Source organism: Massilia genomosp. 1, assembly GCF_011682185.1.
GTDB lineage: Bacteria > Pseudomonadota > Gammaproteobacteria > Burkholderiales > Burkholderiaceae_D > Telluria_A > Telluria_A rubra.
Genome location: NZ_WHJF01000507.1, coordinates 1 through 305, shown reverse-complemented (window position 1 = coordinate 305; position 305 = coordinate 1). Strand labels below are relative to the sequence as shown.

1 protein-coding gene is annotated in these 305 nt (G+C 63.6%); it reads left to right on the top strand.

The genetic code is table 11. The features are described from left to right. A partial coding sequence (locus F1735_RS34695; protein ID WP_167241596.1) for a division/cell wall cluster transcriptional repressor MraZ occupies positions 1 to 305 on the top strand: 305 nt, incomplete at both ends.

Sequence of the window (305 nt, the reverse complement as noted above, 5' to 3'; positions counted from 1 at the left end):
ACCCGCACGGGTGCCTGCTGTTTTTTCCGCGTCCGGTGTGGGAATCGCACCGCGAGCAAATTGCCGCCTGGCCGATGTCGGCCCGCGCGTGGCAGCGTATTTTCCTCGGCAACGCTTGCGATGTCGAGCTCGATTCCGCCGGCCGCATCCTCATTTCCCCCGAGCTGCGCAGCGCCGTCGGCCTGACCCGCGAGGTCATGCTGCTTGGCATGGGCAGCCATTTCGAAATCTGGGATGCCGCCAAACTGGCCGAAGACGAGCAAGCCGCCGTCGCCGGTGGCATGCCCGATGTGTTATCTAATTTT